The 24,593-nt window shown below is 70.0% G+C and carries 27 protein-coding genes; 18 read left to right on the plus strand and 9 right to left on the minus strand.

Going from position 1 to position 24,593, the window contains the following annotated elements; translation table 11 throughout:
• Window positions 1-30: 30 nt before the first annotated feature.
• Window positions 31-393: a DsrE family protein gene (locus OG331_RS27065; protein WP_053197877.1), complete on the minus strand. Its 363-nt coding sequence runs from the start codon at window positions 391-393 to the stop codon at window positions 31-33.
• 132 nt (window positions 394-525) lie between these two features.
• On the opposite strand from OG331_RS27065, the gene OG331_RS27070 reads away from it, so the two are divergent.
• The 6 genes from OG331_RS27070 to OG331_RS27095 all read left to right on the plus strand — a co-directional run bounded on the left by OG331_RS27070 (window position 526) and on the right by OG331_RS27095 (window position 5,254).
• The gene (locus tag OG331_RS27070) at window positions 526-1,239 is read left to right on the plus strand and encodes a hypothetical protein (RefSeq protein WP_406200733.1); all 714 of its coding nucleotides are present in this window, start codon (window positions 526-528) and stop codon (window positions 1,237-1,239) included.
• Window positions 1,236-2,072, plus strand: coding sequence for a hypothetical protein (locus OG331_RS27075; protein ID WP_406200735.1), 837 nt, complete (start codon window positions 1,236-1,238; stop codon window positions 2,070-2,072). The genes OG331_RS27070 and OG331_RS27075 overlap by 4 nt, the downstream gene beginning before the upstream one ends.
• The gene (locus OG331_RS27080) at window positions 2,069-2,998 is read left to right on the plus strand and encodes a hypothetical protein (protein ID WP_406200737.1); all 930 of its coding nucleotides are present in this window, start codon (window positions 2,069-2,071) and stop codon (window positions 2,996-2,998) included. The genes OG331_RS27075 and OG331_RS27080 overlap by 4 nt, the downstream gene beginning before the upstream one ends.
• A gap of 244 nt (window positions 2,999-3,242) precedes the next feature.
• A complete protein-coding gene (locus OG331_RS27085; RefSeq protein ID WP_406200739.1) occupies window positions 3,243-3,818 on the plus strand; it encodes an FABP family protein in 576 nt (191 codons plus the stop codon).
• A 16-nt stretch (window positions 3,819-3,834) separates the two neighbouring features.
• Window positions 3,835-4,278, plus strand: coding sequence for a Fur family transcriptional regulator (locus OG331_RS27090; protein WP_406200741.1), 444 nt, complete (start codon window positions 3,835-3,837; stop codon window positions 4,276-4,278).
• Between the two features lie 10 nt (window positions 4,279-4,288).
• A complete protein-coding gene (locus OG331_RS27095; protein WP_406200743.1) occupies window positions 4,289-5,254 on the plus strand; it encodes a YgfZ/GcvT domain-containing protein in 966 nt (321 codons plus the stop codon).
• A 19-nt stretch (window positions 5,255-5,273) separates the two neighbouring features.
• On the opposite strand, the gene dtd is transcribed toward OG331_RS27095, so the two are convergent.
• Window positions 5,274-5,699: a D-aminoacyl-tRNA deacylase gene (gene dtd / locus OG331_RS27100; protein ID WP_406200745.1), complete on the minus strand. Its 426-nt coding sequence runs from the start codon at window positions 5,697-5,699 to the stop codon at window positions 5,274-5,276.
• 159 nt (window positions 5,700-5,858) lie between these two features.
• Here dtd and OG331_RS27105 point away from each other — a divergent pair, with 159 nt between their 5' ends.
• The gene (locus OG331_RS27105; RefSeq protein ID WP_406200747.1) at window positions 5,859-6,470 is read left to right on the plus strand and encodes an aerial mycelium formation protein; all 612 of its coding nucleotides are present in this window, start codon (window positions 5,859-5,861) and stop codon (window positions 6,468-6,470) included.
• Between the two features lie 162 nt (window positions 6,471-6,632).
• Window positions 6,633-7,898 (plus strand): GNAT family N-acetyltransferase, encoded by a 1,266-nt coding sequence (locus tag OG331_RS27110; RefSeq protein WP_406200749.1) that lies wholly within the window; start codon window positions 6,633-6,635, stop codon window positions 7,896-7,898.
• Window positions 7,899-8,079: 181 nt separating this feature from the next.
• On the opposite strand, the gene OG331_RS27115 is transcribed toward OG331_RS27110, so the two are convergent.
• The gene (locus OG331_RS27115) at window positions 8,080-8,259 is read right to left on the minus strand and encodes a hypothetical protein (RefSeq protein WP_406200751.1); all 180 of its coding nucleotides are present in this window, start codon (window positions 8,257-8,259) and stop codon (window positions 8,080-8,082) included.
• Between the two features lie 175 nt (window positions 8,260-8,434).
• Between OG331_RS27115 and OG331_RS27120 the strand changes: the two genes are divergently transcribed.
• Window positions 8,435-9,349, plus strand: a complete 915-nt coding sequence (locus tag OG331_RS27120; protein ID WP_406200753.1) for a winged helix-turn-helix domain-containing protein — start codon at window positions 8,435-8,437, stop codon at window positions 9,347-9,349.
• 38 nt (window positions 9,350-9,387) lie between these two features.
• Here OG331_RS27120 and OG331_RS27125 read toward each other — a convergent pair whose 3' ends face one another.
• Window positions 9,388-9,576 carry a hypothetical protein gene (locus OG331_RS27125; RefSeq protein ID WP_328426642.1) on the minus strand — a complete coding sequence of 63 codons (189 nt, stop codon included), beginning with the start codon at window positions 9,574-9,576 and terminating at the stop codon, window positions 9,388-9,390.
• A gap of 153 nt (window positions 9,577-9,729) precedes the next feature.
• Between OG331_RS27125 and OG331_RS27130 the strand changes: the two genes are divergently transcribed.
• Together OG331_RS27130 and OG331_RS27135 are read left to right on the plus strand one after the other, a co-directional pair.
• A complete protein-coding gene (locus OG331_RS27130) occupies window positions 9,730-10,608 on the plus strand; it encodes a winged helix-turn-helix domain-containing protein (protein WP_406200755.1) in 879 nt (292 codons plus the stop codon).
• 29 nt (window positions 10,609-10,637) lie between these two features.
• A complete protein-coding gene (locus OG331_RS27135) occupies window positions 10,638-11,357 on the plus strand; it encodes an HAD family hydrolase (RefSeq protein ID WP_406200758.1) in 720 nt (239 codons plus the stop codon).
• Here OG331_RS27135 and OG331_RS27140 read toward each other — a convergent pair.
• Window positions 11,348-11,530 (minus strand): hypothetical protein, encoded by a 183-nt coding sequence (locus OG331_RS27140; RefSeq protein WP_406200760.1) that lies wholly within the window; start codon window positions 11,528-11,530, stop codon window positions 11,348-11,350. The genes OG331_RS27135 and OG331_RS27140 overlap by 10 nt on opposite strands.
• Before the next feature lie 173 nt (window positions 11,531-11,703).
• On the opposite strand from OG331_RS27140, the gene OG331_RS27145 reads away from it, so the two are divergent.
• The 5 genes from OG331_RS27145 (at window position 11,704) to OG331_RS27165 (ending at window position 18,754) form a co-directional block, all read left to right on the plus strand.
• Window positions 11,704-12,576, plus strand: coding sequence for a GntR family transcriptional regulator (locus OG331_RS27145; protein WP_406200762.1), 873 nt, complete (start codon window positions 11,704-11,706; stop codon window positions 12,574-12,576).
• Window positions 12,577-12,901: 325 nt separating this feature from the next.
• Window positions 12,902-15,058 (plus strand): phosphotransferase, encoded by a 2,157-nt coding sequence (locus OG331_RS27150; protein WP_406200764.1) that lies wholly within the window; start codon window positions 12,902-12,904, stop codon window positions 15,056-15,058.
• A gap of 85 nt (window positions 15,059-15,143) precedes the next feature.
• Window positions 15,144-16,031, plus strand: a complete 888-nt coding sequence (locus tag OG331_RS27155) for a hypothetical protein (protein ID WP_406200766.1) — start codon at window positions 15,144-15,146, stop codon at window positions 16,029-16,031.
• 44 nt (window positions 16,032-16,075) lie between these two features.
• Complete coding sequence (locus OG331_RS27160) at window positions 16,076-16,699, plus strand: TetR/AcrR family transcriptional regulator (protein WP_406200769.1); 624 nt, start codon at window positions 16,076-16,078, stop codon at window positions 16,697-16,699.
• A 51-nt stretch (window positions 16,700-16,750) separates the two neighbouring features.
• Window positions 16,751-18,754, plus strand: coding sequence for a HelD family protein (locus tag OG331_RS27165; RefSeq protein ID WP_406200771.1), 2,004 nt, complete (start codon window positions 16,751-16,753; stop codon window positions 18,752-18,754).
• Between the two features lie 70 nt (window positions 18,755-18,824).
• On the opposite strand, the gene OG331_RS27170 is transcribed toward OG331_RS27165, so the two are convergent.
• Window positions 18,825-19,664: a nitroreductase/quinone reductase family protein gene (locus OG331_RS27170; protein WP_406200774.1), complete on the minus strand. Its 840-nt coding sequence runs from the start codon at window positions 19,662-19,664 to the stop codon at window positions 18,825-18,827.
• 204 nt (window positions 19,665-19,868) lie between these two features.
• On the opposite strand from OG331_RS27170, the gene OG331_RS27175 reads away from it, so the two are divergent.
• Window positions 19,869-20,444: an HAD domain-containing protein gene (locus OG331_RS27175; protein WP_406200776.1), complete on the plus strand. Its 576-nt coding sequence runs from the start codon at window positions 19,869-19,871 to the stop codon at window positions 20,442-20,444.
• On the opposite strand, the gene OG331_RS27180 is transcribed toward OG331_RS27175, so the two are convergent.
• Window positions 20,398-21,288 (minus strand): NAD(P)-dependent oxidoreductase, encoded by an 891-nt coding sequence (locus tag OG331_RS27180; RefSeq protein WP_406200778.1) that lies wholly within the window; start codon window positions 21,286-21,288, stop codon window positions 20,398-20,400. The genes OG331_RS27175 and OG331_RS27180 overlap by 47 nt on opposite strands.
• Window positions 21,289-21,413: 125 nt before the next feature.
• On the minus strand, window positions 21,414-22,349 hold the full coding sequence (locus OG331_RS27185) for an NAD-dependent epimerase/dehydratase family protein (RefSeq protein WP_406200781.1): 936 nt from the start codon (window positions 22,347-22,349) through the stop codon (window positions 21,414-21,416).
• A 152-nt stretch (window positions 22,350-22,501) separates the two neighbouring features.
• On the opposite strand from OG331_RS27185, the gene OG331_RS27190 reads away from it, so the two are divergent.
• Window positions 22,502-23,719 carry an MFS transporter gene (locus OG331_RS27190; RefSeq protein WP_406200783.1) on the plus strand — a complete coding sequence of 406 codons (1,218 nt, stop codon included), beginning with the start codon at window positions 22,502-22,504 and terminating at the stop codon, window positions 23,717-23,719.
• Here OG331_RS27190 and OG331_RS27195 read toward each other — a convergent pair.
• A complete protein-coding gene (locus tag OG331_RS27195) occupies window positions 23,714-24,574 on the minus strand; it encodes a GNAT family N-acetyltransferase (protein ID WP_406200786.1) in 861 nt (286 codons plus the stop codon). The two genes, OG331_RS27190 and OG331_RS27195, sit on opposite strands and share 6 nt — an antisense overlap.
• Window positions 24,575-24,593 lie beyond the last annotated feature (19 nt).

A 24,593-nucleotide genomic window follows, 5' to 3' on the forward strand; every position in this document is an offset into this window, starting at 1 on the left:
GTCCTGCCCACCGCGAGGTGCGTGGCCGTCTCAGTAGACGAGCGCCTGCGTCTCGTCCCCCAGAGCCTCCTGCACGAAGACCTGGGCGCCTGCGATCCGCACGCCCTCGATGACGTCCTTCTCCGTGATGTCCCGGCGGGCCGCGCATTGGGTGCACAGGGTGAGGCGGCCGGTGGCCAGGATGGAGTCGATCAGGTCGGGGAGCGGGGCCGCGTGCGGGAGTTCGAACTCGGCGGCGCGGCCCGGGAGGGCGAACCAGGCGGACTCGCCGGTCAGCCACACGGAGACGTCGACGCCACTCGCCACCGCCACCGCCGCAACCGTGAACGCCTGTGAGCAGCGTTCGGGGGCATCGGCCCCCGCCGTCACCTTGATCACCAGCTTCTTCGCCATGGCCGAATCGTAATCAACTCCCTTACAACCTGGTGCGTTGGCCACGGGTCTTCTGTGCGCGCGCATACGGAATGCGCACTTCACGTTCCGTGGGGGGACGTTTTGGATCTATCTGAAGAAGTGGACGAGGTCGTGCCCCGGCCTCGCCGGCGGGGGCGTACGGCACTGCTGATCGCCGGAGCCGTCGTGCTCGGGGTCGTCGCGGGGACCTGCACCGGCTATCTCGTGCAGGCCGACCGCGAGCCCACGAAGTTGCCGCCGCTCTCCCAGCCCGTGGTCAAGCAGGCCAAGGGCGAGGTCGCGCCGCTGTCGGCCGCCGAGGACCGTCGGGTGAAGACCGGCGGCGACCTGCGCAAGCTGCTCCTCAAGCGGCCCAAGGGCACGCGGGACACCGTCTTCGAGCTGGGCACGGACGGCTGGATGGACCTCGCCGAGTACGCGGAGACCTTCAAGGAGCCGGACGAGGCCGTCGGCAACCTCATCGAGGAGCAGTTCCGCCGTGCCGCCGCGACGAGCTGGCGGGTGGGCAGCACGCAGAACGTCGTGATCCACCTGGTGCAGTACCGCCAGGAGCAGGCCTTGTCGGCCGCCGAGAACGCCGAGGGCTCCTATTACTGGGCCGAGGAGGAGTCCGACACCCGCAGCTGGCCCATCCCGGGCACGGGCGACGGCATGGCGTACGTGCACGACAGCCCGGATCGCAAGGCCGGCTACCTCCCGCTGTACTCGGCCGAGGCACATGCCTGGCGCGGTGACATCGCGGTGGACATCTGGGTCTACGACACCAAGCCGATCCCCAAGGAGAAGATCATGGACCTGGCCAAGCGGCAGGTGGGCCGGCTGTGAGCGAGACACCTGAGGAAGTGCAGAGCCCCGAGATCCTCTCCAGCCCCGAGAGCCTCCCCGCGGGCCCCGAACGCAAGCGGCCGCGTGCCTCGCGCATCGCCGCCATCGCCGGGACCGTCCTGCTGCTCGGTGCCGTCGTCGGCGGTGCCGGCTACACCGTGGTGACCGTCCAGAACGCCGACCGCGATGCGGGCGCGCCGACCTGGAAGTTCCCCAAGCCCGCCGTGGCCGGCGACAAGGCGGAGAAGACGGATGCGGCGGCCACGGGGCTGGCCGGTCTGCTGCTGCCGTACGACGAGAAGGGCTACACCCGCGGCCCCGACCTCGGAGAGTTCGGCTCCGACGCCGAGCTCAGCGGCCGTCAGGCCACCGCCCTGCGCAAGGAGTCGCTCAAGGACCTGCCCCGCAGCGAGCGGCGGAAGCTGGAGAAGGCGCTCGACAAGCGGAGCCTCAAGGGCATGGCGATGCGCAGCTACTACAACGCCGACCCCTACGACATCCACCACAAGACGGCGTTCTCCGTCAGCGTCGTACTGGCGCGGATGGAGAGCCGCGACGACGCACGGGACGTCGCGACCGCCCAGAACGAGTTCCTCTCCGCCATCGGCATCTTCCGCAAGGGCCCCAAGATCGAGGGTCACAAGAACGCCAAGTGCTTCCTGACGCCCAAGGTCGACGACGAGAAGCTCGACCGGGTGTTCTGCGCGGCCTACTCGGGAGACGTGCTGATCAGCGCCACCGTGTCGGGCCTCCGGCCCCTCGACCTGAACAGCATCGGGATATTCGTCACCCGACAGCTCGACCGCATCGACGACCCGGGGAAGGCCGTATGACCGAGCAGCAGCCCACCGCCACGGCGCCCGTCGCCGACGCACCGCCGATGCCGGAGGCACCGCCGGCCCCCGCCGTACCCCCGGTGATTCCGGTGATTCCGGTGATTCCGGAGAGCCCGGAGAACCCGGTGACTCCGGTGACTCCGGTGAAGAAGGATCGCCGCGTTCTGCGCGCCGTCCTGCGCTGGACCGCGACCGTCGTCGTCTTCGCCGCCGTCGGCGCCTCGACCGCGTACGGCATCACGCGGATGGAGCGTACGGACGTACCCGGTCTCGAGACCGAGGCGGACGGGCGCTGGGCCTACCCGGCGATCACCAAGCCGCCGCTGCCCTCCGGCAGCCCCGCGCCGTTCGCCGAGGAGAACGCGGCCGCCCTGCACCACGCGGACCTGCGCAAGCTCCTGCTGCCGGCGCCCGCGGGGGCCAGGACGGACAAGGCCGACAAGGCGCTCGGCGGACGGAACGGCTGGCTGGCGACGAAGGACTTCCTGGCGGCGTACGAGTCGGCGGAGGACCGGGACGCCCTCGCCCAGGTGCTCAAGGACCATGCCCTGCGGCACATCGCCGCCCGCGGCTGGACCACCCCCGACGGCACCCACACCAGGATCTACCTGCTGCAGTTCGAGTCCGCCCAGGTGACCGACGTGCTCCAGCAGGACCACTTCACCAGCTACGACTCGCCCCAGCACGCCCTGCGCGGCGCCGCCCAGGTGCACATGGACGAGGACTTCCCGGCCGCCGCCGAGGTCACCGACGTACGGCACTACGCCTACGCCGAGGCCAAGCCGTACGGCGCCGAGCAGGTCCGGCAGGCGTACCTGGTGTCGGGTGACGTCCTGGGGCTGGTCGTGCAGTCCCGCAAGGGCGGTGCCGCGGCCATCCCCTTCCAGCAGACGGTGGTCCTCCAGAGCCAGCTGCTCGGCTGATCCCGGCGAGGGCCCACCTCACACGGAGGGCCGGTCCCCGGCCGCGTAAGCTGGGGCCCGGCCCTGTGTACGTACCGCACACTCTCCGCTCAATCGAGGAGCAACCCCGTGGAGATCTTCTTCGAAGCCCTGCTGGTCCTGGTCTGCGTCGGCGTCCTCGCCTTCGCCGGGCTGGCCGTGAAGAAGCTGTACCAGGGCCAGCGCTGATCCCCATCACCCGACGTACGAGACTTCTGAGCTGCTCATGATCGAGATCCCGTCCGACCTTCACAAGGACCTCGTCCCCCTCGCCTTCCTGCTCGGCAGCTGGGCGGGCGCGGGCGTGCACGACTTCCCCGGCTCCGAGAAGTGCAACTTCGGGCAGGAGGTCGCCTTCAGCCACGACGGCCGGGACTTCCTGGAGTACCGGTCCCACACCTGGGTGCTGGACAACGACGGCAACAAGGTGAAGCCGCTGGAGTCCGAGCACGGTTTCTGGCGCATCGACGCCGACCGCAAGGTCGAGGTCACCATGGTCCGCGACGACGGTGTCGTCGAGATCTGGTACGGCGAGCTGGCCGACAAGAAGCCGCAGATCGACCTGGTCACGGACGCGGTGGCCCGTACGGCCGCCTCCGGGCCGTACACCGGCGGCAAGCGGCTGTACGGCTACGTCAAGAGCGACCTCATGTGGGTCGGCGAGAAGCAGACCCCCGAGGTCGAGCTGCGCCCCTACATGTCGGCCCACCTGAAGAAGGTCGTCACCCCGGAGGATGTCGAGCGCTGGGCCAAGGCCCTGCCCGATGACATGCCGGACGACGGCATCGCTTTCTTCAAGTAGTCCTAGACTCTTGGGTGTGGTGAGCACCGACTGGAAGAGCGACCTCAGGCAGCGCGGCTACCGGCTGACGCCTCAGCGTCAGCTTGTCCTGGAAGCCGTGGACACCCTTGAGCATGCGACCCCCGACGACATCCTCGTGGAAGTGAGGAAGACGGCGTCGGGGGTCAACATTTCCACCGTGTACCGGACCCTGGAGCTCCTGGAGGAGCTCGAGCTGGTCAGCCATGCCCACCTCGGGCACGGCGCGCCGACGTACCACCTGGCGGACCGGCACCATCACCTCCACCTGGTCTGCCGCGACTGCACGAACGTGATCGAGGCCGATGTGTCGGTGGCCGCGGATTTCACGGCGAAGCTGCGTGAGACCTTCGGGTTCGACACGGACATGAAGCACTTCGCGATCTTCGGCCGCTGTGAGGACTGCGCCCGCAAGCTCAAGAATTCAACTACCGAGTCGTAGGCTTGTGCATATGAAGAGCCCTTTGCTGACCCTGCCCGGTGCCGTGCCCGCCGAGGGCGTGGACGAAGGCGTCGCCGCCCACTACGGCGACCTGTTCCGCGAGCAGCGTGCCCTCGCCGACGGCACCGGTTTCGTCGACCTCTCGCACCGCGGAGTGATCGCCGTCACCGGCCAGGACCGGCTGAGCTGGCTGCATCTGCTGCTCACGCAGCACGTCAGCGACCTCCCGGTGGGCGAGGCCACCGAGGCGCTGATCCTCTCCGCGCACGGCCACATCGAGCACGCGCTGTACCTGGTCGACGACGGCACGACGGTCTGGGCCCATGTCGAGCCCGGCACCCAGGACGCGCTGATCGCGTACCTGGAGTCGATGAAGTTCTTCTACCAGGTCGAAGTCGCCGACCGGACCGCCGAGTTCGCGGTCGTGCACCTGCCCGCCGGGTCGATCGCCGAGGTACCCGAGGGCGGCGTCGTACGCGAGACGGCGCACGGCCGCGACCTGTTCCTCCCGCGCGCCGACCTTGAGTCGTACGCGGAGAAGACCGGTCCGCCGGCCGGAATCCTCGCCTACGAGGCGCTGCGCGTCGAACACCACCGCCCGCGCCTCGGCTTCGAGACCGACCACCGCACCATCCCGCACGAGCTGGGCTGGATCGCCGGCGCGGTACACCTTCAGAAGGGCTGCTACCGCGGCCAGGAGACCGTCGCCCGCGTCCAGAACCTCGGCAAGCCGCCGCGCCGGCTGGTCTTCCTGCACCTCGACGGCAGCGAGGTCCACCTGCCGGCGCCCGGCACCGAGATCCGGCTCGCCGACGAGGGCCCGGACGGCCGCAAGATCGGCTTCATCACGACGTCCGTACGGCACCACGAGCTCGGCCCGGTCGCGCTCGCGCTGATCAAGCGGAACGTGCCGGTGGACGCACCGCTGATGGCGGACACGACGGCCGCGGCGCAGGAGACGGTGGTCGAGCCCTAGGGCCTATCCAACGACAGGCCTAGATCTCCAGGAGCACGGTGAACGGGCCGTCGTTCGTCAAGCCCACCCGCATCTTGGCCCCGAACCGGCCCGTCGCCACCGTCGCGCCCAGAGCGCGGAGTTGGGCGACGACCTCGTCGACGAGCGGCTCGGCGACATCGCCCGGGGCGGCGGCGTTCCAGGTGGGCCGTCGCCCCTTGCGCGCGTCGCCGTACAGGGTGAACTGGCTGATGACGAGGAGCGGGGCGTCGATGTCGCTGCACGACCTCTCGTCGTGCAGCATGCGGATCGACCAGAGTTTGCGGGCGAGTTGGGCCGCCTTCTCCTTGGTGTCCTCGTGTGTGACGCCGACGAGCACGCACAGCCCCTCGCCGTCGATCTCCCCGACCGTCTCGTCGTCCACGACGACGCTCGCGCCGTCCACCCTCTGCACCACAGCTCGCATGCGGCCATCATGCCGGGTGCGGAGCAGAGGCCTCTTTGGGGGTTTCTTTTTTGATCCTTAACCCCCCATCTGGGCCCGTTCGGGGGCACTCGGTCACATTGGGGCCAGTTGGGATGGCACCATGCTTCCACACGCCGGTCGAGGGGACGGTAGAGGCATATGAGCACACCGAGTTCAGGGCAGCCTCCTGGGGCTGTCGTGTTGAGCCACGCGGCCCAGCTGGACGGCCTGCGGCCGCCCACGCAGCGCACCGCCGAGGATCCGGGCCCGCGGCTGCCCGTGGAACCGCCCGAGCACGACCTGACCGCACTCAGCCTGCCCGAGCTGCGCACCCTACGCCGGGACGCGCAGCGCGACGAGGCGGATCTGAGCTATCTACGACGGCTGCTGCAGGGGCGGATCGACATCCTGCGGGCGGAGGTGGCACGGCGTTCGCCGGCGGGCGCGGCGTCCGTCGTCGACCGTCTCCCGGAGATCCTGACCGACGCCCCCGCCCGCCACCGCTCCTCGGCCCGCCACGTGACGCTGGGCACCCCGCAGAGCGAGGAGTACCGGCTGCTGGCGGCCGAGATGCTGGCCGAGGTGGAACTGTCGGACCTGGAGGCCCGCACGGACACCGAACTGAACACCGCGATGGGACGCCTCGTCCGCTACGAGCAGCAGGTGTCCCGCCGCCGCCAGCGCCTGCAGCGGACGGCCGACGACTGCAGCGCGGAGATCGCGCGGCGGTACCGGGACGGTGAGGCGCAGGTGGACGACCTGTTGACGTAGCACGCCGGCCGGAGCGGTCCGAGGACCGGCGCTTGAGACAGCCCCCACCCACAGGGAGGGGGCTGTCGCCTTTCTGACGGTCCGGGGGTGCCCCCTCTGGGGGAGTTTGAGGGCGAGTAAAAACCCGGCGACACGCCACGCCCGCCCACCTACCGTGACCCCATGAGCCGTCCCGAACCTCCCACCGACATCGACGTCCGGCCGATCACCGAGGCCGACATCCCCGACTGGACCCGGGCCCTGAACACCGGCTTCCTGCGCAGCCCCGACGTCTCCGAGGCAGAGGTCGCCGACCGCGCGTCGTACATCGTCCCGACCCGCACCCTCGGCGCCTTCGACACCGGCCGTTGCGTGGCGACCTTCCGCTCCTTCGCCCAGGAGATCACCGCAGTCGGCGGTGCCCCCGTCCCCGCGGACGCCATCTCGAACGTCACCGTCAGCCCCACCCACCGCCGCCGCGGCCTGCTCACCCGCATGATGGCCCGCGACCTGGCCGCCGCGAAGGACCGCGGTGACGTCGTCGCCACCCTGATCGCCGCCGAGTACCCGATCTACGGCCGCTACGGCTTCGGCCCCGCCACGTCCACGGCCCAGTGGACCATCGACGTCCCCCGCACCGGCCTCGACCCGAGGTGGTCCGGCCCGGACGACGGCGGCCGTATCGACCTCGTGGACGGCGCGGACGTACGCAAGATCGGCCCGGAGCTGTACGAGCGGGTGCGCCGCGCCCAGCCGGGCGCCGTCGACCGGGACGAGCGCTGGTGGCAGGTCAGCACCGGGGCGGTGCGCCTGGACAGGTCCCCGTGGACCGAGCCCTTCTTCGCCGTGTACCGCTCGGCGGGCGGCGAGGTCCAGGGACTGGCGTCGTACCAGGCGGACGACCACTGGGGCGACGGCAAGCAGCCGCTCAACACGGCGACCGTGAACTGGCTCGTCGCGGCCACCCCGGACGCCGAGCGCGCCCTGTGGCGCTACCTGTGCTCGATCGACTGGATCACGACGGTCAAGAGTGGCTGGCGGGCCCCCGACGACCTGCTGCCCCTCTACTTCCCCGATCCGCGGGCCGCCCGGATCACGACGCTGGCGGACTGGTTGTGGGTGCGGATCCTGGATGTCGTACGGGCGCTGGAGGCGCGGACGTACCAGGGGCAGGGGTCGCTGGTGCTGGAGGTCGTGGACGGGGCCGGGCTGACCGGCGGACGCTTCCTGCTGGAGGCGTCGGCCGACGGATCCTCCTGTACGCCGACCACGGCCGCGCCCGAACTCACCCTCGACGTGGCCGACTTGGGCAGCCTCTGGCTCGGTGACGAGTCCGCCGTACGGCTTACCGCACTGGGGCGGGTCCGGGAAGAACGAGCGGGCGCCGCCCTGGTGGCCGACGCCCTGCTGCGTACGTCCGGGCGACCTTGGTGTCCGGACGTCTTCTGAGGCCTCCTCTCGGCCGGTGACAGGTCTGCTCATCCGTAGCGAGCTGTTCAGTTGTGGCTGTGCTGTCGGTATTCGGTTGTCGATGTGAAGTTGTGGCTGTGCTGACCGACCGGGCTCCCGGCTCCCCTCCGGAAGGGAGCCCGGACGGCCGAACCTGGTCGCCGGGCCTTCGTGCGAAGGCCTAGTGGGCGAGCAACATGACGAGGATCACCGCGCCGATGCCGCCGATCATGGTGTTCTTGGCCTTGATACCGACGGTCAGGGCGAGAAAGGCAATGATGCCCATCGGCCCGTACTTCCACTGGATGAGTTGCTCGAATCCAATGACGAGCGCGGCTACGGCGAGGTAGATGAGCGGCATGCCGGTCTCCTTTCGGGGACGATGGTCGACAGAACCGACTCTGGTGGCCAACCCTCTTGAAGTTTGACCATGTTGCTTAAGTTGGCGACCAACTTCACTGTACTTATGACCGCTTGGGAGCGTCTCATAACCACCTTCCCCGGAACTGCCTAAAGATGGCGGGAAGTTGTAGTGTTTGGTCGTGGAGCCGAAACACGCCTCCGTCAATGGGCGGAAGAGTTCACAGCGGCCACAGAAGTCACATCGGGACGTGGCCGATGAGCTGCGCGCCCGCATCACCTCGGGCGCACTGCAGCCCGGCCAGCGCATGCCCACCCAGGCCAAGCTGGCGGACGAATTCGGCGTCGAGCGCGGAGCCGTACGGCAGGCGCTGCGCATCCTGCAGTCGGAGCATCTGCTGACCAACGTGTCCAAAGGGGCCCCGGCGACCGTCGCCCCCGACCTCGGCAGGGCGCTGACCGGCCCCGGAGCCGCACCGCAGCCGACCATGGGGGCTCTCGCCCCGCGGATAGCGGCCGCCTTCGCCGCCCCGCACGTCGAGATCGACGCGCTGTGCCTCACCTCGGTCTCCCTCACGCTCGCCATGGGCGAACCGCTCCGCCAGATCCACGCGGGACAGCTGAAACCGGCCAAGGTCGACGTCCGCGTCATGCTGCCGAGCCGCGACATCTCGCTCGCGTTCCCGACACCGGTCGACGGCTCGGCCGACGACGACATACGGCTGCGCCGGCGCTGGCTCGCCCAGCGCAACGCCCAGGGTCAGGTGCTCCGGCACAATCTGCTGGCGCTGCGCGCCACGCACGGCATCGATGTGCGGGTCACCTTCCGGGCGCTGCCGTTCACGCCGCCGGTGAAGCTCTACCTCCTCAACGGCACGGAGGCGCTCTTCGCCTACTACACGCTGGCGCGCAGCGAGGTGGAGATCGGCCAGCAGCACCTGGAGATGTACGACGCCCCCGGCATCCAGTCGACGCTGTTCGCCTTCGAGCAGGGGTCCGCGCTGCGGGACACGACGTTCGTGGAGCAGTCGCATGTCTGGTTCAACGCACTGTGGGAGACGATCAGTTCGGAGCTGCTGCTCACGAGCTGATCATCCCCCACAGTGTTTGACCTGAGTGTTTGCCGTGGTCATAGGGCGGGACCCGAGAGCAGGATCGCGAGGACGACGGCCCCTATCGAACTGACGGTGGGGCTCTTGGCCTTGATGCCTATGGTGAGCAGCAGCAGGCCGATGATGCCGGTGGCACCGTACTTCCACTGGAGGGTCTGCTCGACGCCGACGACGAACACGGCGGAGAGGAGTGCGAGGACGGGCATCGGTGTTTCCCCCTTCGGGCTTCTGGGGATGGAAGGATTACTTCCACCAACTCAACCAACTTGGCGCCAACTCCAACTAAGTTGTCCCCACTTGGCCCCTACTTTGAAACAAGCTACAAACAACTGCCCATAGATGGGTGAGAGTTGTAGCGTTTGGTCGTGACTCAGGAGAACGTGGCAGTGAACGGCAGCAGGAGACTCTCGCCGCAGGAGATCGCCGACATCCTGCGGGAACGGATCCGCGTCGGAGAGCTCAAGGCGGGCGACCGCCTGCCCACCCAGGCCGAGCTGGCCGAGGAGTTCGGCGTGGAGCGAGGCACCGTACGCCAGGCCCTGCGCGCACTGCAGGAGGACGGCCTCCTCACCAACGTCAGCAAGGGCAGCCCGCCGCGCATCGCCCTGCCGGCCCCCACCCGGGGCGTCCCCCAGCCGACGATGGTCAGCCTGGCCCCCCGTCTGACGGAGGCCTTCGCCGCACCGCACGTCCGCGTGGACGTCGTATGCCACACCTCGGAAACCCTGATGCTCGCCCTCGGCGAACCCCTCCGACTGATCCACGAGGGCTCGATCCGCCCCGAGTCGATCGACGTCCGGGTCCTGCTGCCGTCCCGGGACATCCACCTCGCCTTTCCGGTCCTGGTGGAGGGGCGGGGGGACGACGATCCGGTCCACAAGCGCTGGCTGGCCATGCGCAACGCCCAGGCCCAGGTGCTCCGCCACAACCTCCAGGCCATCCGCTCCACCCACGGCATCGACGTCCATGTCACCTTCCGCGCCCTGCCGTTCACACCCCCGGTGAAGCTCTACCTCCTGAACAGCGACGAAGCCCTGATCGGCTACTACGTCCTCACCGAACGCCAGGAGGAGTACGAGAGCCGCACCCTGGACATGTACGACGCCCTCGGCTCCCAGTCCCTCCTCTTCTCCTTCGTCAAGCAGGCCGGTCAGCGCGACGCCGCGTTCGTGGAGGAATCCCAGAAGTGGTTCGACGCCCTCTGGGAAACCATCACCACTGACCTGACACTCTCCTAGTGACTTCTGATACGAAGCAGACTGAACAGGTGACAGCAGAGACCGAGAACGACACGGAACGACTCCGCGAACTGATCCAGCGCGCCCGCGTCGTGCTGTGGGACTTCGACGGCCCGATCTGCCGGCTGTTCGCGGGACATTCGGCGGAGCGGGTGGCGGCCGAGCTGGTGGAGTGGCTTGAGGGGCGGGGGTTGCACGGGCTGCTGACCGACGCCGAGCGGGAGTTGCTGGACCCCCACGTCGTCCTGCGCGCCGTCGACCGCCGGCACCCCGGCAGCGACCTGGTGGCGGAGCTGGAGGAACGTCTCACCCAGGAGGAACTGCGGGCGACCTCCTCCGCGATGCCCACGGCGTACGCGGACCCGCTGATACGCACCTGGACGGCCGTCGGATCCCGGTTGGCCATCACCACCAACAACTCCCCCCGAGTGGTGCGCACCTACCTCAACGGCCGTGGCCTGCTCTCCTGCTTCAGCCCGCACATCTACGGCCGCACCCAGGACCTCCATCACCTCAAGCCGGACCCGCACTGCCTCAACCGGGCCCTGAGCGCCATGGGGGCGGCACGCTCGTCCTCCCTGATGATCGGCGACACGCCCTCGGACCTCGCCGCCGCGAACAGCGCCGGCGTGGCGTTCCTCGGCTACGCGCGTAATCCGCACAAGGAGAAGCTGCTGCGGGAGGCCGGGGCCAAGACGGTTGTGGCCGAGCTGAAGTCGGTCCTGCCACTGGTCCGGGCTCAGGCCTGAATCATCAGCAGCGTGAACACCATGGCCGCCCCGACGGCCAGGCCCACGCGTCGCGCCCGTATGCCCACCCCCACCGCCAGCAGGAGCAGTACACCGACGCCGCCGAGCTTCGTCTGCGCCTGCATGCCCAGGACCAGCTCGAAGAGTCCCCTGAAGACTTGAAGCAGAAGCATTCCCCCACCTCCCTTCCACTTTCCCGCAACACTCCAACTATCCGTCCAATTGGACTGGTTGGCTTGCGGACGGTCTGCCCGGTCTGACTGATCCCTTAACCAACTGGCCGGTGTGGCAGGCGGGTTGACTGGATTCGGGTTTGAGGGTGGACTGCAAGCGGTACGGTCGAGGTGTGGATGCGCAGCAGACCAGTGACAGCGGCGGCCGGGAGTTCCAGCGGGTCGCCGACGAGTTGCGCGCCCGTATGACCGACGGGCCGTACGCGCCGGGCTCCTATCTGCCTTCCCAGCGTGACCTCGCGGAGGAGTTCGGCGTCTCCCGGGACACCGTCCAACGGGCCCTGCGGGAACTGGTCGACGAGGGCTGGATCGAATCACGGCAGGGCAGCGGGTCCCGGGTGATCAAGACCCAGCGAATACACTCGCCGACCCCCAAAGCCACCCGCTCGCGCCGCGGCATCACCCTCGAATCCCTCATCAGCGAGGCCTTCGAGCAGCCCGAAGTGACCCTGGACGTCTATACGTTGACGTCCGAGTCCCTCTACTGGCGCATCCAGCAGCAGGCCGACCGCATCCGCGGCCGCTCCATCAGCCCTGGACGCATCACCCTGCGCATGCTCCTGCCTGCCGAGACGCAGTCTCTGCCCTATCCCCGCGTCAAGGACGACCAGGGGGACCAGCGGTTGCGGGAGCGGCTTCATGACATCACGGAGCGGCACACGGAGTCGCTGCGGGAGTCGCTGGGAGCCCTCAAGACCGAGGGCTGGGTACCGTCGGTCGACGTGGAGATCCGGCGGGCACCACTGACTCCGGCCTTCAAGCTCTACCTCTTCAACGGCGCCGAGGCCCTGCACGGACCGTACGAGGTGATCGAGCGGAAGATCGAACTGGAACCCGGCGAGGAGATCACCGCGCTCGACGTGCTCGGCCTCGGTGCCACGCTCACACACCACGTGAAGGACGACGAACCGAACTCCTCGGGGAGCGTCTTCGTGGAGAGCATGCAGAAGTGGTTCGACTCGGTCTGGAACCTCCTGTCCGAGTAGTACCGAGTAGTTCCGAGTAATTCAGAGTGGGGCGGATGGGCCACTCGGGTTGCCCATGGGCCCCCGAAAATCGCTCCAGCGGGGTGCTGTAGCATGCCCGCACCGATTGAGCAACGGTGCCCGTTCGTGCGTATGTGATGGCGAACAGCCAAACCTCGAGCGGCCTCGCAAAGACTTCGTGCAAGAGAGTGGCGAACCCCTCCTGGTGGCCTCCGGGGCCTGAGTATGTCGTGCGAGGCAGAACGCCACGTGCTTTCGTTTGGCATATCGTCCTCGTCACCAACCGGAGCGGCCAGTGCGCGCACCAGTCCCTCCCCGTCCTGCTGTGCACGGGGGGCGCGCCACGCCCGACGACCTCATCAGAGACTTCGTGGGGCAAGCCGAGAAGCTGGGCCAGGCGAGCAGCGGACATCACAATCGGAATTTCGTGCTCCCACTCACGGGTTCCGTGGCGTGGCTGGTGGGTCTCGATGCCGGTACCTCGGTGACCGTGCGGGTCCGGCGCGCCGATGCGCTGCCCGTCGTGATCCGAACCTGGAACGACGAGGCGCAGATCCTCGACGCCATCAGGGGAGTCCTGCCTCACGCGCCGCAGTGCCTCATCAAACGTGACGGCTTCTCCATCCACAGCTATGTGGACGGTGTACCGCTCTCCAGTGTCTGCGGGGACGGCAAACCCGTCGACACCCTGCTCGTCAGGGCGCTGGCCGGCCTGCTTGCCCAGATGGCCCAGGTGCGCCGGGGTGCACTGCCCCCGCTGCCGACGGCCTGGCCGCGCAACGACACCGACAGCCAGGGGTTCCTTCAGACGCTGGCGCGCCTTGCCGACCGGCAGATCCGACAGCCCAACTGGCTGGCCTTCGGTGGGCTGTTCGCTGCCCTCGGCATCCCTGAGGACGCGCTGATCCGGTTCGCCGAGCGAGTGCCCGCCATGGCCCGGCGGCCGTACAGTCTGCTGCACGCGGACCTGCACCGGGACAACCTGATCGTGTCCTACGACGGTGCTCCGCCCCTCATCTGCGTGGACTGGGAGCTGGCGACCTACGGCGACCCGTTGCACGACCTGGCGACCCACCTGGTGCGCATGCGGTATCCGTCCCAGCAGTGGGCCGAGGTGATCGACGCCTGGGCCGAGGCAATGCTGGAGATCCGTCCCGCGGCCGTCAACGGGCTGGGCAAGGATCTGCCTCGCTACGTGGCCTTCGAGCGGGCACAGTCCGTCTACCCCGACGTCATGCGCGCCGCGCGGTCGCTGGAGGAACCCTTCACCCAGAAGCGACTTGATGAGGCCACGGCGGAAGTGCTCCGAGCGGTGGAGGCGGCGGCGGAACCGCTCCGGCTGGGGAACGTGCCGAGCGGGCCCGAGATCGAACGCGCCCTCTTCCGGTGGCTGGCATCGCGCAGCCACGGCGGAATCAACGGCCGGGCCTGGGTGAGGAAGGCCTTCACCTGGAAGCCCGACCGGCGGCTCGGGGAGCGGCCCGATTTTCCGGCCTCAGCCGTGCGCAAGGCCCTGTTGGTGGAGGGGGCCGCCCCGGCGGGCCGGGTGTTCAAGGGGACTGCACACCTCAACTCGGTCGTCTCCGTGCCCGGGATCGACTTCCCCGTGGTCGTGCGGCGCAGGCTGCCCGGCGTCTGCCGCCGGGAGCCCAGCTACCTCAGCGAGCACGCCGTGCTTCGCGCGATCGAAGAGGCGGCCGTGGACGTGGCGGCACCGAAGGCCCTCGCGCTGGGCGAGAGCTACCCGAGCGATCCCTTCGCCATCCACACCTATGTGGGGTCGCGCGACCTTCCTCCCAGCCACCCCGTGCACGGGCTGCTCCCGCACGAGGCGGACGGGCTGGTCGACCAGCTCTGCGCCCTGACACTGGTGGACTACAAGCAGGTCGACCCGGCTGCCGGCGGAGGGGGCTTCTTCCAGTGGCTCAGGGACCAACTCGTGCTGTGGGTGCGGGAGTTGCCGAAGGAGTCGCAGCAGCTGGCTCGGCTCCTCGGGCTTCCCGATGCCGACCGGCTGCGGGTGAACCTGGCCCGCTACGAGGTGGGCCACCGGGAGCCGGCCCTGCTGCACGGTGATCTGAACCCGTGGAATCTCGTGCGCCGCGACGACCGCCTCGCGGTGACCATCATCGACTGGGAGATGGCGGTGGTCGGCGACCCCCTCTACGACTTGGTCCGGCACATGCACCTGACTCCGACCAGGGCGGAGATCCGGGAGCGTATGTTCCGGCGCTGGGAGCGCGGGCTGCCGGGGGAATGCACCACGAACTGGCGGCGCGACTGGCCGGTCTACCGGGGCATCGAGACCGTTCGTTCCGCCTATGTGGACCTCGACCGCCTCGTCACCGGCGCCAGCCTGGACGCACCCAACGTACGTCGTGCCGTGGACTCGTATCCGATGACCCTGGCCGCGGCCACCGCCTTTCTCGGCCTGCCCGTCCGCCCGACGGCGAACCCGTATCTTGCCCGTGCCCTGGCGTAGGGGCACCATGACTTCACCCAAAGGCGGTTCGTCCACGGGCATATGACGTCCCGTCGGGCATCGCTGCTGTGGAGGTGAATCAGGGATGCCCGAGCGGGGGAACGGATCGGCCGACGACGGAGTGGGGCAGCGGCTGAAGCGGTTTCAGGAGCGCTTCGAGCCGGCGGTGACCCGCATTCTGCTGATCGGCATCTTCGTCACCGGACTGACCGCACAGTTCGTCAAGCCGCTCGGTGACGCTCTTCAGGGCAAGGCGTACCTCGGCGGCGCCCTGCTCAGCCTGGTCGGCTACGTGCTGTACGACGCGGTCCGGGAGCTGTCCTCATCGATACGGGTGCCGTCGCGGGCGCTGGTGAACTCGAGCCAGCTGGGAAGCTTCGTCAGCGAGGCCTTCCAGGCTCGACGGGTCGAGATCAGCTTCCTGGGCTACACCGGCGAAACCCTCTACAACGAGCTGTACCACCGCTTGGAGGGCCTCTTCGACAATCCGGGGCCCACCCGGATCGTGTCGGTGCGCATGCTGGTACCGGACTTCGGACAGCCGATGACCGTGCCCTCGAAGGTCGGTGAGGACGCCTGTCCGGTGGACGACCCGGCCTTCCGGCTGCGCATGAGCCGACGCTGCCAGGAGTACGACGACATCCTGACGGACCTCGCCGGACGGCTCACCGCCACGGGCAGGCTGACCGTTCGATGCGAGTACCGCTGCTATCCCGGCATACCGCGCGACAAGATCTGCATCTTCAACCGGAGCCAGGTGCTGCACGGCCTGTACGACGTGTCGGCGCGGATGCGTCTGCACGAGATGGGGCCGGAGTTCTACGATCCCAAGGGCTACAGGACCGACCTCAACGTGTGGTCACGGGAGGGCACGGCTGCCGCCGAGGCCGCCGTTGCCACGTGGATCAAGCATTTCGACGACCTCTGGTCCCTGGCGAAGAGGCCGGACTGGCCGCAGCGGGCGGCTGCCTGAGGGCACCGCCGCACCGCCGCTTCGGCCGCGCGTAGGCTCGCCGCATGAGCGAGACCGGCCTGCGCGAGCGCAAGAAGCAGCGGATGTATCAAACCGTCTCCGACACCGCCATCCGCCTCTTCCTGGAGAAGGGCTTCGACGCAGTCTCCGTGGCCGAGGTAGCCGCCGCTGCGGAGATCTCCAAGCCGACGTTGTTCCGGTACTTCCCGGCGAAGGAGGACCTCGTCCTGTACCGGTTCGCCGATCATGAGGGCGAGGCCGCGCGGATTGTGCGGCAGGGGAGCGCCTCGCCCGTCGAGGCGTTGCGGCGGCACTTTCTCGACGGGCTGGAGCGGTGCGATCCCATCACCGGGCTCAACGATCATCCCGAGGTGCTCGCGTATCAGTCGCTGCTGTACGGGACACCCGCGCTGGCCGCCGGCCTGTACGGATATCTGGAGCGTTCGGAGGCCGTGCTCGCCGAGGCGCTCGGTGGCGGGCTGGACGGACGGCTGGCCGCCGGGCAGATCGTGGCCGTGCAGCGGATCCTCGCGCAGGAGAACTGGCGGCGGATCGCGGCGGGGGAGCGGGCGGCCGATGTACGGGGGGATGCGGTGGCGGCGGCCGAGCGGGCGTTCGGGCTGTTGGAGGCGGGGTTGCCTGCCGCGGTTCGCCGCGGCCACAACTGAGGCTCGGTAAAAAATTTAACTCGGTCACATTATTTCGGTACGCTTCTCGGAATGACGTCACTGCATCACGAGCTCGCCCGCGAACGCGCCCACCACGACCGCTGCCGAACCGCCCTCGCCGCCATGGTCGACGGCGCCCAGGAGCACGTCGTCACCGCCGAGGACGTCTCCGCCTCCGGTGCCGACGCCGAGGTGCTCGGGTACCGGCTGCGCAGCCGGGCGAAGGCGATGCGGGAGCTGCCCGAAGGGCCCCTGTTCTTCGGGCGGTTGGACGCCGACCGGCAGGCGCTGCACATCGGGCGGATGCGGATCAGTGAGGACGTCGCCGCTCCGCCCCTCGTCGTCGACTGGCGCGCTCCCGTCTCCCGCGCCTTCTACCAGGCCGGCGCGCGCGACCCGCAGGGCGTCAGCGTACGGCGACGGTTCGGCTGGGCACCCGGGAGCCGCGGCGACTCCGCCGACCTCACCGGCCTGGAGGACGAGCACCTCGACCGGGGCGAGTCGCGCGTCAGCGACATCGTCGCCCGGGAGATCGAACGGCCCCGCGTCGGCCCCATGCGGGACATCGCGGCCACCATCCAGCCCGAGCAGGACGATCTCGTACGAGGCGACCTCGCCGTCTCCCTGTGTGTGCAGGGCGCTCCCGGCACCGGCAAGACCGCTGTCGGCCTGCACCGCGCCGCGTACCTGCTCTACACCCACCCGCAGCGCATCCGGCGCGGCGGCCTGCTGATCCTCGGGCCCAACCCGACCTTCCTGTCGTACATCGCCGAGGTGCTGCCCGCCCTCGGTGAGACCGGCGTACGGCAGTCCACGCTGCGGGACGAGATCGCCCGGCATCCCGTCACCGGGGTGGACGACGAGAGGACCGCCGGGCTCAAGCACGACGTCCGGATGGCGGAGGTGCTGCGGCGGGCCCTGTACGCGCGCGTGGGCGGACCGACCCGCGTCGAGCCTCTCGTGCTGACCGACGGTTCGTATCGGTGGCGGGTTCCGGAGGACGAGTTGCTGCGGATCGTCGCGGGGGTGCGGGCCGAGGAGCCGCCGTACGGCGTCGGGCGGGAGCGGGTGCGTACGCGGGTGGTGCGGCGCATCCAGGAGCAGGCCGAGCGGCGGGCCGGGCCGCGGAGCAACGCCTGGGTGCAGCGGATCTCGCGGGCGCGGGCGGTCGGGGCGTACGTCGATGCCGTATGGCCGCGGGTGCGGCCTGAGGAGGTCGTGGCTCAACTGCTGGGTGAGACACGCGAGTTGACAGACGCCGCCGACGGGCTGCTGGACGCCGACGAGCAGAAGGCGCTGCTGTGGGCGAAGCCGCCGCGGTCGTGGAAGTCGGCACGCTGGTCGGCCGCCGATCTGGTGCTCCTGGACGAGGTGGCGGGGCTCGTCGAGCATCCGAAGGGGTACGGCCATGTCGTCGTGGACGAGGCCCAGGATCTGTCGCCGATGGAGTGCCGGGCGATCGCGCGACGGGCGGTCTTCGGGTCGGTGACCGTGCTCGGGGATCTGGCACAGGGGACGACGCCGTGGGCGGCGCGGTCGTGGGAGAGCGTGCTGGGGCAGCTGGGGAAGCCGGACGCGGTGGTCGTACCGCTCACGACCGGGTTCCGGGTGCCCGGGGCGGTGCTGGCGCTGGCCAACCGGCTGCTGGAGCGGCTGGACGTGGAGGTACCGGCGGCCCGCTCGCTGCGGGGGGACGGGGAGCTGCGGTTCCGCGAGGCCGGCGGCGATCTGCTGGGGGCGGTCGTGGGGGCCGTACGGGATGCGCTGGGCCGGGAGGGGTCCGTCGGGGTCGTCGCGGCCGACGCGGACGCCGACCGGGTGCGGGAGGCGCTGGCGGCGGCCGGAATCGAGGCGGGGGGTGCGGACGAGCTGGGCGCGCGGGTGACCGTCGTACCGGCGAGTGTGGTGAAGGGGCTGGAGTACGACCATGTCGTCGCGGTGGAGCCGGCGGCGATCGTGGCGGCGGAGGAGCGGGGGCTGCAGCGGCTGTATGTGGTGGTGACGCGGGCGGTGGCGGGGCTGGAGGTGGTGCACGGGAGGCCGTTGCCGTTCTGAGCGCCCTGGGAGCCCTGAGAGCTCTGCGGTCTCTGCGGGCGCCGACGTGCGGACGGCCTCCCGTGCAGCCCTACGCGGCGTCCAGGATCGGGAGCAACTGCTCCTCCTCGTACGTCAGATGCGCCTCCAGCTCGGCCGTCAGGCGCTCCACCTCGCCGCGGGCGGTGGCCGGGTCCGGGTGGTCGGCCGTCACGGCGTGGCGCAGATCCTCGACGAGGGCGGCGATGCGCTCGTGCTCCTCACCGAGGCGGGCCAGGGTGGGGGCGAACTCGGGGTGCCGGTCGGCCAGGAACGGGAACAGGCCCACGTCCTCGCCGGTGTGGTGGTTGTGCAGGCCGGCGCAGAAGGTCAGGCAGTTCACGCGGAGCTGGGCGCCCAGGGTGGCGCCGCCCTTGGCCATCTCCTCGCGGATCAGGGCGAGTTCGCGGCGGAAGGCGTCATGGACGACCTTGATGGCCTCGCCCATGGAGGAGGCGTTGATGTTCGGGGGGCCGTCCTGGGCGATCTCGTACAGGGCGACCACGGGGATCACCCGCCGCGTCTTCTCCTGGTACTCGGCCCACCCCGGATCCGCCTCCACGGCCCGCGCGAAGGCCTCGTCACGCTCCTCGCCGTCGAGTACGACCGCCTGCGCCTCGTAGGTGAACGCGCCGCTCTCGACGGTGACTTGAGGGTTCGCGATGAGGTTGTGGAACCACGCCGGGTGGCTGGGGGCGCCGCCGGCCGAGGCGATGACCAGGACGCGGTCGGCACCGTCGGGGAGGTACCCGACGGGGGTGGTGTGCGGGCGGCCGGTGCGGGCGCCGGTGGTGGTGAGGAGGATCAGTCGGGCGCCCTCGAAGTAGCCGCCGACGCGGCCCTTGTTGGCGCGGAACTCTTCGATGACCTGCTGATTGAAGTCGTTGGGCATTCTCTCTCTTTCTCTGTCGCTGGATTTCCGTCGCTGGATTTCGCACGGATGGAAGGCGAAGAGAAAGAGGCGGGCTCCTGGCCCGCCGCCGCAGCCTCACTCAGAGGCCGGGCAACACCCAACTCGATCACGGCACAAGGCCGACCCGGCAGTCATGCAGCCGACAGTAGCGCAGCACCCCGGCCGGGGTAGATCCTTTTTCTGATGCTTCTCTTCCTGGACGTCGACGGAACGCTGATCCCCTTCGGGGCGGACCGGCCGTACCAGCTGTACGAGCCGGTCCGCGTCCTGCCGCAGAGCGCCGACCACCCCCTCCTCGCCCGAATCGACCCGGCACTCGGCGGCCGTCTGGCGCGTCTCGCCGGCTTCGGCTGCGAGCTGGTGTGGGCCACGACCTGGCTGGACGACGCGAACACCGCCATCGCCCCGTGGCTGGGCCTGCCCCCGCTGCCGGTGATGGACTGGCCGGACGAGCCCGACGAGCCCGACGAGCCCGGCTCCGGCTCCGACGCCGGTTCCGGTCGCGAGCCCGGCCGGCCCCGCGGTCTGCACTGGAAGACGCGGCCCCTGGTGTCCTGGGCCGCCGGCCGCCCGTTCCTCTGGCTCGACGACGAGATCACCGACACCGACCGCGCCTGGGTGGCCGCCCACCATCGCGCGCCCGCCCTCCTGCACCGCGTCGACCACCGCTACGGGCTCACCGAACGGGACTTCGACGTACTGGAGAGGTGGGTCATCCCGCCTGGGAGCGGCGCCCCAGCAGCTCGGCGACCCGGATGAAGCCGTCCGTGCCGTGCCCGAGCCCGATGACCCTGCGGGCCTGTCCCTCGGCCGCGCGCATGACGCCCGCGTCGATGCCGTGGGACTCGGAGGCCTGGACGATGTGGGCCATGGAGGAGACGGCGGACGTGATCGGGTTGAGCTCGCCGGAGTAGGTGCCGTCGTCGACGTCGCCCGCGAGCTCCTCGAACAGCGGCGGCAGGATCGCGCCGATGCCCTGCGCGAAGGGGGCAAGCTCGCGCGCGGTGATGCCCTCGGCCCGGGCCACGGCCAGGGCGTGTGCGTAGCCCGACATGGCCGTCCAGAAGATGTCGAGCAGAGCGACGTCGTAGGCGGCGGCCCGGCCGATGTCCCCGCCCAGGTGGGTGTGGGTGCCGCCGAGCACGTCCAGGACGGGCCGGTGCTCGCGGTAGAGGTCCTCGGGGCCGCTGTGCAGGAACACCGCGTCGGACGTCCCGATGGTCGTGGCCGGCGTCATGATCGCGCCGTCCAGATAGCGGATGCCGTGCGCGTCCGCCCACGCGGCCGTGTCCCGGGCGCGGGCCGGGGTGTCGGCGGTCAGGTTGACGACCGTACGGCCCTTGAGGGCGCCGGTTACGGCGTCCTGCCGCAGGACGGCGTCGGCGGCGTCGTAGTTCACCACGCAGACGACGACCAGCTCACTCGCACCGACCGCCTCCGCCGCCGACAGCGCCCCGATCGCCCCACGCCCGAGCAGCTCCCCGTCCCTGCCCGGCGTGCGGTTCCAGACGGTGGTCCGCAGACCGCCGGCCAGGAAGGCGCCGGCCAGGGCCCGTCCCATCGGCCCCAGACCGAGCACGGTGACGGCGGACGATGCGGGCATGGACGTATCCACGATGGAGCTCCCTTGAGGAAGAGGAACGGGGAAGTCGATCACCTGCCTCCAGGGTCGGACGGCTGTGGAGCGCTGCCAAGTACGTACAAAAAAGTGTGTATCGGCGCCCGCGGCTACGACCGCGCCAGCTCCTCCCGGAACCCCTGGCGCCACGAGGGATGGCGCGGCTCCCAGCCGAGCTCCCGCCTGGCCTTGGCGTTGGAGAACCCGCGCCCCTCCGTCATCATCAGCACCGCCACCTCGCCGGCCAGCAGCCGCGCCAGCCACTTCGGCACCCGCAGCGGAGGCTTCGCACCCGCGCAGGCGGCCAGATACGGCAGCCATTCACTGGCCGGGGCCGGTTCGTCGTCGACGATGTTGAACACGCCCCGCGCCTGCTGCTCCACGGCCAGTACGGTGGCGCTCGCCGCGTCGTCGAGATGCACCCAGGAGCAGTAGCCGGTGCCGCCCCCGACCAGCGGGAACTGCCGCTTGCGTACGAGTTCGACCTGGTCGTCGGTGGCGCCCGGGCCGTAGAACCCGCCGTAGCGCAGGACCGTCCCGTCGGCCTTGAGGACGACGTCCTGGATGTGGCGGATGCCCTCCGCGAGCGCCTGCAGCCTGCCCGTCTCCACCGGCAGCGGGTCCTCCTCGGTCTTCACCCAGCCGCCCTCGCGGATGCCGTTCCAGATGGCGGCGCTCTGCGCGACGAAGTGGGGGACGCCGGTCGCCTCGGCGGCGGCCAGCAGGTGGTCCGTTCCCTCGGTGCGCAGCCGGTTGGTGGTGGCGAACCATCGGTCGAAGTGCTTGATGTCCGGCTTGCCGGAGTGCGGCATGGAGATCGCCGTCATCTGGTGCACGATCACGTCCGGCCGCGCCGCAGCCACCGCCTCGCCGACCGACCCGCCATCGAGCCCGTCCATCACGACCCCGTCCGCGCCCATCTCCTTCAGCAGACCCAGCTTGGCCGCGCTCGTCGTCGTGGCCGTCACCTGATGCCCCCGCTCCACGAGCAGTGGCACCAGCCGCCGCCCGATGACCCCGGTCCCACCTGCCACGAACACCCGCATGACACTCACCGTCCCGATTCCGGAATACGTCTACGAAACCTTGGACGAGTCGGCCGCCCGTTCTGTGACACGGAGGTCGACCGGAGCCGGTGTTCACCTCCGTGGCCGGTTCGGGACGGGCGTCGGCGTCGGCCGCCGTAGGGTGCCGGGCCGTGACGGTGACTTCGACCCGGGTGCCGCTGTGGCGCGACCCCCAGTTCGTCCGGCTCGCCTGCGCACGGGTCGTTTCCGTGCTGGGCAACGGTTTCGCGCGGGTGGCGCTGGCGTTCGCGGTGCTTGCGCTGCCGGGCTCCGGTGCAGGGCGGCTGTCACTGGTGGTGGCCTGCCAGGCGTTGCCGCAGCTGGTGTTCATCCTGGCCGGCGGGGTGATCGCGGACCGGATGTCGCGGTCGGGACTGATGGTCCTGGCCGACGTACTGGGGGCGGGGGCGTACGCGGGGCTGGCCGCCATGGTGCTGACGGGGCACGCGCCGCTGGTGGCGATGTGCCTGCTCGCGGTGGCGGCCGGCACGGCGACGGCCCTGTTCGCCCCGGCGATGGACGGCCTCGTACCGCTGATCGTGCCCGCGGATCGCCTGCAGCGGGCCAACGGGCTGCTGCGGATGGGCACCAACAGCTCCCTGCTGCTGGGCCTGACGCTGTCCGGGGTGACCGTGGCACTGGTGGGCGCCGGCTGGGCACTCGCGATCAACGCGGCGTCCTTCGTCGTCAGCGCCGCGCTGATCGCCCCGCTGCGGGTGGCCGCGCGGCCGCGCAAGAGGGCGTCGGGCTGGGCCGATCTGCGAGAGGGGTGGCAGGAGTTCGCCTCCCGGCAGTGGCTGTGGGTCGTGGTCTCCCAGTACGCCGTCGTCGTCGCCGCGCTCAACGCCAACGTCGGGGTGCTCGGCCCCCTGACGGCCGAGCAGCATCTCGGCGGGGCTCGGGCATGGTCGGTGATCGTGGGGGCCCAGGCCGTGGGCACCATCGCCGGCGCGGGACTCGCGGCCCGCGTGCGGGTCAAACGCCCCATTCTGGTGGGCGTGCTGTGCACATTTCCGGCCGCCCTGCCGATCGCCCTGCTCGGCGCCCAGGCCCCGGTATGGCTGATCGCCGCGGCCATGTTCGGCGCCGGGGTAGCAAGTGATGTCTTCGGCGTGCTGTGGGCCACCACCATCCAGCGGGAGATCCCGGAACGGGCGCTGTCCCGCGTCAGTTCCTACGACTGGTTCGGCTCCCTGGCCTTCGCCCCGCTCGGCCTGCTCGTCGCCGGCCCCGTCGCCGCGGCCGTGGGCACCGGCCCGGCTCTGGCAGGCTGCGCGGCCCTGATCGTCCTGGCCACCATGGCCGCCCTGCTGTCACCGCAGGTACGCACGCTCCGCACCCCGTCATGAGAAGTCGTACGCGCTCCAGTCGGTGAGCGTGCGGTAGCCGAGGCGCTGGTAGAGGGCGTTGCTCGTGGGGTTGGACAGGTCCGCGAACAGGACGACGTCCTTCGCGCCCGCGGTCAGCGCGGCCCGGCTCACCGCCGCCGTCACGGCGCCCGCGTAGCCGTGACCGCGCAGGTCGGCCGGGGTGTAGACGATGTCCACCTGGATCTGGCCGCCGATCAAGGGGTTCAGGCCCGCGATGGAGACGGGAGTGCCGTCCGGGGTCTCCCAGAGCGTGTAGCGCTTGTCGGCGAAGCGCGTGCCCGCCCAGGAGCCGGCGTCGATGGAGACGACTTCCCCGACGGCCTTGGCGAACTCGCCGCACCAGAACATGACTTGTTCCAGGTCCTGCTCGCCCAGGACACGGGCCCGGCCCGTCGGCATCGGCTCCGGTGGCGTGAGCGTGCCGAGGCGGTACAGACGCAGCCGCGTGTCGCGGAGCTTCACCGTCGCCCCCGTGTGCCGCTGCCAGGCCTCGGCGAAAGCGGTGGCGGTGCCGTGGTCGGCGTTGACGGAGGGCAGGGGGTGCCCGCGGGCGGCCAGGTGGGCGGCGAGGGAGTAGGCCTGCTCGGGTGAGAGCGGGGAGAGGCCCATTCCACGGGGCGGAAGGTGGTAGAAGGTCGCGCGGACCTCGCCCGCCTGCTCCAGCATGCCGAAGACGGGGGCCTCGGTGCCGAAGGCGTCCGCCCCGCGCGTCCGCACCCTCTCGGCCCACGTCGACTGCATGACGTGCGGGCCGGGCCGCGAGCGCAGGAAGCCTCCGGCTCGGGCGAGGAAGTCGTCGACGTCGTCGGTGAGGTGCCAGCCATCCGGTCGCATGCTTCATGATTCCGCATGT

This window comes from Streptomyces sp. NBC_01017, assembly GCF_045162795.1.
GTDB classification, from domain to species: domain Bacteria; phylum Actinomycetota; class Actinomycetes; order Streptomycetales; family Streptomycetaceae; genus Streptomyces; species Streptomyces machairae.

Coding starts and splice junctions, on each gene's coding strand:
- OG331_RS27065 (WP_053197877.1), bottom strand. CDS start 393: ATGGCGAAGAAGCTGGTGATCAAGGTGACGGCGGGGGCCGATGCCCCC.
- OG331_RS27080 (WP_406200737.1), top strand. CDS start 2,069: ATGACCGAGCAGCAGCCCACCGCCACGGCGCCCGTCGCCGACGCACCG.
- OG331_RS27085 (WP_406200739.1), top strand. CDS start 3,243: ATGATCGAGATCCCGTCCGACCTTCACAAGGACCTCGTCCCCCTCGCC.
- OG331_RS27095 (WP_406200743.1), top strand. CDS start 4,289: ATGAAGAGCCCTTTGCTGACCCTGCCCGGTGCCGTGCCCGCCGAGGGC.
- dtd (WP_406200745.1), bottom strand. CDS start 5,699: ATGCGAGCTGTGGTGCAGAGGGTGGACGGCGCGAGCGTCGTCGTGGAC.
- OG331_RS27105 (WP_406200747.1), top strand. CDS start 5,859: ATGAGCACACCGAGTTCAGGGCAGCCTCCTGGGGCTGTCGTGTTGAGC.
- OG331_RS27110 (WP_406200749.1), top strand. CDS start 6,633: ATGAGCCGTCCCGAACCTCCCACCGACATCGACGTCCGGCCGATCACC.
- OG331_RS27115 (WP_406200751.1), bottom strand. CDS start 8,259: ATGCCGCTCATCTACCTCGCCGTAGCCGCGCTCGTCATTGGATTCGAG.
- OG331_RS27125 (WP_328426642.1), bottom strand. CDS start 9,576: ATGCCCGTCCTCGCACTCCTCTCCGCCGTGTTCGTCGTCGGCGTCGAG.
- OG331_RS27140 (WP_406200760.1), bottom strand. CDS start 11,530: ATGCTTCTGCTTCAAGTCTTCAGGGGACTCTTCGAGCTGGTCCTGGGC.
- OG331_RS27155 (WP_406200766.1), top strand. CDS start 15,144: ATGCCCGAGCGGGGGAACGGATCGGCCGACGACGGAGTGGGGCAGCGG.
- OG331_RS27160 (WP_406200769.1), top strand. CDS start 16,076: ATGAGCGAGACCGGCCTGCGCGAGCGCAAGAAGCAGCGGATGTATCAA.
- OG331_RS27165 (WP_406200771.1), top strand. CDS start 16,751: ATGACGTCACTGCATCACGAGCTCGCCCGCGAACGCGCCCACCACGAC.
- OG331_RS27170 (WP_406200774.1), bottom strand. CDS start 19,664: ATGCCCAACGACTTCAATCAGCAGGTCATCGAAGAGTTCCGCGCCAAC.
- OG331_RS27175 (WP_406200776.1), top strand. CDS start 19,869: ATGCTTCTCTTCCTGGACGTCGACGGAACGCTGATCCCCTTCGGGGCG.
- OG331_RS27180 (WP_406200778.1), bottom strand. CDS start 21,288: ATGCCCGCATCGTCCGCCGTCACCGTGCTCGGTCTGGGGCCGATGGGA.
- OG331_RS27185 (WP_406200781.1), bottom strand. CDS start 22,349: ATGCGGGTGTTCGTGGCAGGTGGGACCGGGGTCATCGGGCGGCGGCTG.
- OG331_RS27195 (WP_406200786.1), bottom strand. CDS start 24,574: ATGCGACCGGATGGCTGGCACCTCACCGACGACGTCGACGACTTCCTC.